General features: G+C 35.5%; 4 protein-coding genes. All 4 read left to right on the forward strand.

Features of this window, described 5'->3' with window-relative positions; genetic code table 11:
- The first annotated feature begins 66 nt into the window (after positions 1-66).
- The 4 genes from DM84_RS05480 (at position 67) to DM84_RS05495 (ending at position 3,051) form a co-directional block, all read left to right on the forward strand.
- Positions 67-831, forward strand: coding sequence for a hypothetical protein (locus DM84_RS05480; RefSeq protein WP_250778964.1), 765 nt, complete (start codon positions 67-69; stop codon positions 829-831).
- Positions 832-1,122 (forward strand): hypothetical protein, encoded by a 291-nt coding sequence (locus DM84_RS05485; protein ID WP_250778958.1) that lies wholly within the window; start codon positions 832-834, stop codon positions 1,120-1,122.
- Complete coding sequence (gene hemH, locus DM84_RS05490; protein WP_250778960.1) at positions 1,097-2,119, forward strand: ferrochelatase; 1,023 nt, start codon at positions 1,097-1,099, stop codon at positions 2,117-2,119. The genes DM84_RS05485 and hemH overlap by 26 nt, the downstream gene beginning before the upstream one ends.
- Positions 2,120-2,196: 77 nt before the next feature.
- The gene (locus DM84_RS05495) at positions 2,197-3,051 is read left to right on the forward strand and encodes a hypothetical protein (protein WP_250778963.1); all 855 of its coding nucleotides are present in this window, start codon (positions 2,197-2,199) and stop codon (positions 3,049-3,051) included.
- The last annotated feature ends 195 nt before the right edge of the window (positions 3,052-3,246 follow it).

The raw sequence follows: 3,246 nt of genomic DNA on the forward strand, positions 1-3,246 counted from the left end.
GAATTTTTATTTCATCAAAGTGATTTTTTGCTTATAGTTAAGAATAAACCATCAAGGAGGTATTATATGGGTGAATGTTGCCGTAAAAAAAATACTGAATCTGCTGCTAAAACGTTCGTTAATAATTTAAAATCATCAATTTTTTGTGGAACAAAAGGGTTTTTAACTTTCAGCTTGGCTTTTTTGAGTTATTTGGAATATAGCTCGCGTCACAATACAAAATTACAAAAAGGTGCTGCCTTTGCAATGAAAAAGAATATTATTCCGTTTGGTGAAATGATCACTATACCGCTACTTGCTTGCTTTGCATTACCAGCTATGGTAGGCGGGTTAAGCCTTTTACAATGTGCACTTGCTTGTGCTGTCTTAATGATTGCCACATGCTTCGTTGTTAGGACTTTTAATCTGCGTGAGAAGTTAATGGCAAAAACTACTGACTACAGTAGAGAAACAATAGACGCGGAATTTAAGAAAGATACTATAAAATTCCCTATCTTTGATAAAAACAGAAAACATATTGAGTATAATTCGCCTAACCAAGTAAGTGAAGCAGGTAACACCTCCTTTCTCATTGCGTTTTTAGTTTTCCCTCTAAAGATTCTACAAAGTTGTATAATGCTATCTTTAGCTGCTGTTGAACTTCTTGAAGCAATGCCAAGTTTTTGCGCTGATCTGATCTTTGATAGAAGCTTTTCATCCACACAGAGTAACCTGCAGAGATCTGGCCACCTATTGTATGCCAGTGTGAGAAATTTAGTACCTATATCTATACTTGATAAACCTGTAGCTGAGCTTATAGGCACCCCAAAAGCAACTTGTTGCGGAGTCTGAATGTGTCTCTTTTGTTTAAATGTACTCTGTTTTGTCATTCCAGTGCTTGACACTGGAATCCAGCATTTTCATACAACTTCATCGAGAACGCTGTTTTTACATAGTACTTTTATACTCACCAATTTAGTAAAATCCTGGATCCCAGTGCCAGGCTACTTGGATGACATCCTCTTGGTACTCAAACCACAAAATTGTCATGCATCACGCGCTGGAATGACAGCAAAAAGTAAGCTTTTAGCTTCAATAATGATTTGCAACAGATCTAATGAAAAAAGCAATCGTCTTACTTAACCTTGGCGGACCTGATTCACCAAATGCGGTCCGTCCTTTTTTATTTAATCTCTTTTACGACAGAAGAATAATAAATCTACCAAACCCCTTTCGGTTTCTTTTAGCAAAGTTTATATCCGCAAAACGAGAAAATACTGCACGAAAAATATATGAGCAAATTGGAGGCAAATCGCCAATTTTAGAGAATACAAAAATGCAAGCTGAAGCACTTGAACGAGAGCTTAATAGATCCTTCTTTTGTCATCCAAGTAGCGTGGAATTGGGATCTAGAAAAAAGAACTGGATTCCAGCGTCACGTGCTGGAATGACACCAGAGCTGGCCAGAGTATTCGTTTATATGCGCTATTGGCATCCATTTGCTGATGAAGTTGTTAAAAGTGTGAAGCAGTTTGATCCTGACGAAGTAATTCTGCTGCCGCTATATCCTCAATATTCAACTACCACAACTTTGTCGTCTATCGAAAATTGGCAAAAAAGTGCCAAAAAATATGGTCTAAAATGCAACACAAAAATAATCAACCATTATTATGATAATCAAGACTTTATTGAAGCTCACGTTAACCTAACAGCTCAGTATTATAAGTTAGCAAGCAAAATTGGTAAACCAAGAATCCTATTTTCAGCCCATAGTTTGCCCTTGAGTGTTATTGAAAGGGGTGACCCTTATGCCTTACAAATAGAAGAAACAGTAAAATTAATAGTAAAAAAATTAAACATCAAGGATCTTGATTGGTCAATATGTTATCAGAGTAAGGTAGGCCCCGTAAAATGGCTAGAGCCAAGCACCGAAAGTGAACTGTTGCGTGCAAAAGCTAACGATATGCCTGTGGTTTTATCACCTATATCTTTTGTTTCTGAACATTCAGAAACGCTTGTTGAACTTGATATAGAATATAAAGCAATGATCAAGGACGGATATTATTTTCGCGTACCAACTCTCAGTACCAATTCCTTGTTTATAAAATGCTTGGCTGATTTATGTAGGAACTGCCCTTAAAGTCCCGATTTATAGTACTTTTCTTTTAAGATTTTATATGATAGAATAGTAAAAAGTTATTATTTTATTAGCTATTTATGCTAAATAGGCTAAAAAAGAAACCAAACACATTTGCACAAAAGGTAAATGACGCTTGCAACCATGATATCAGGAGGATAATCTGTATTACAACAGGTTTAACAACGCTACTGTGCAAGATTTCACTACAATTTTGCTGTGAGTTTATTGATAATAACAGATCCAATATTTTTCTTATACGGAATGTCGCTCGGTGGGCAAAATTTCCGACGTCTATTCTATATATTGCCTATTCTGCATTTACTTTATATGACCTAGTCAAGGATTACAGAGACCCTAAGGGTAAAAAAGAATTAGCAAAAATTGTGGGTAAATCAGCTAGTCTTGCAAGCAGCACTATAGAAGCGCTAATGATGTTGAAAGTCTTCCATTCCTTGACTGGAAGTAATGCAAGTGCAATAAGTTATATTCACTTAACATCAACAATCCTATTCCTATTCATTGCAGAGCCCATAGGCTATTATTATACGTACAAAAAATATCAGGAGGCACATAAAAAATATCAAGAGGCATGTGGAAAATACCAAGATAAAAAGAAAACTGATGAATTTACAAAATGTGAAGCTGAACTTGCTAAACGCAGGAAGAGCCTCTTCATCAGCACACTAACTTTGTCATTAGGTTTGCTAAACTTCGTATTAAGAAGGATAGAAATTGCAACCACACCGATAAGCTTAGGTAATGGTATAATCTATAATTTTAATTTAAGTGTAACAGTTAGCATAATATATAGTGCGGTATTTCTAGCAATTCATCTTGACAAACTATTCAGTCAACCAATCAATGATGATCCTTTTACTAAACTTTGTGATGTTAATCATCATCATGAATCAGACAGAGAACTTCTTGCATAACCTAAACTAAGCGGAAAAAAAGCCCTGGTCGGTATTTATTTTCAGTATTGGCGTTTTTATGCCTTAAACGCTGCAATTTAGCTGCTTTTAAGCGCAACTAGTCTAAGCTATAATATTTAAGAAATTTACCAAGCAGAGAAAAAAGACAATAAAACCCCGAGGTAGCTAGTTATTCCACTCTCTATTTTAAAATCC

This window comes from Wolbachia pipientis, from assembly GCF_023661085.1.
GTDB lineage: Bacteria > Pseudomonadota > Alphaproteobacteria > Rickettsiales > Anaplasmataceae > Wolbachia.

Coding starts and splice junctions, on each gene's coding strand:
- hemH (WP_250778960.1), top strand. CDS start 1,097: ATGAAAAAAGCAATCGTCTTACTTAACCTTGGCGGACCTGATTCACCA.
- DM84_RS05495 (WP_250778963.1), top strand. CDS start 2,197: ATGCTAAATAGGCTAAAAAAGAAACCAAACACATTTGCACAAAAGGTA.
- DM84_RS05480 (WP_250778964.1), top strand. CDS start 67: ATGGGTGAATGTTGCCGTAAAAAAAATACTGAATCTGCTGCTAAAACG.
- DM84_RS05485 (WP_250778958.1), top strand. CDS start 832: ATGTGTCTCTTTTGTTTAAATGTACTCTGTTTTGTCATTCCAGTGCTT.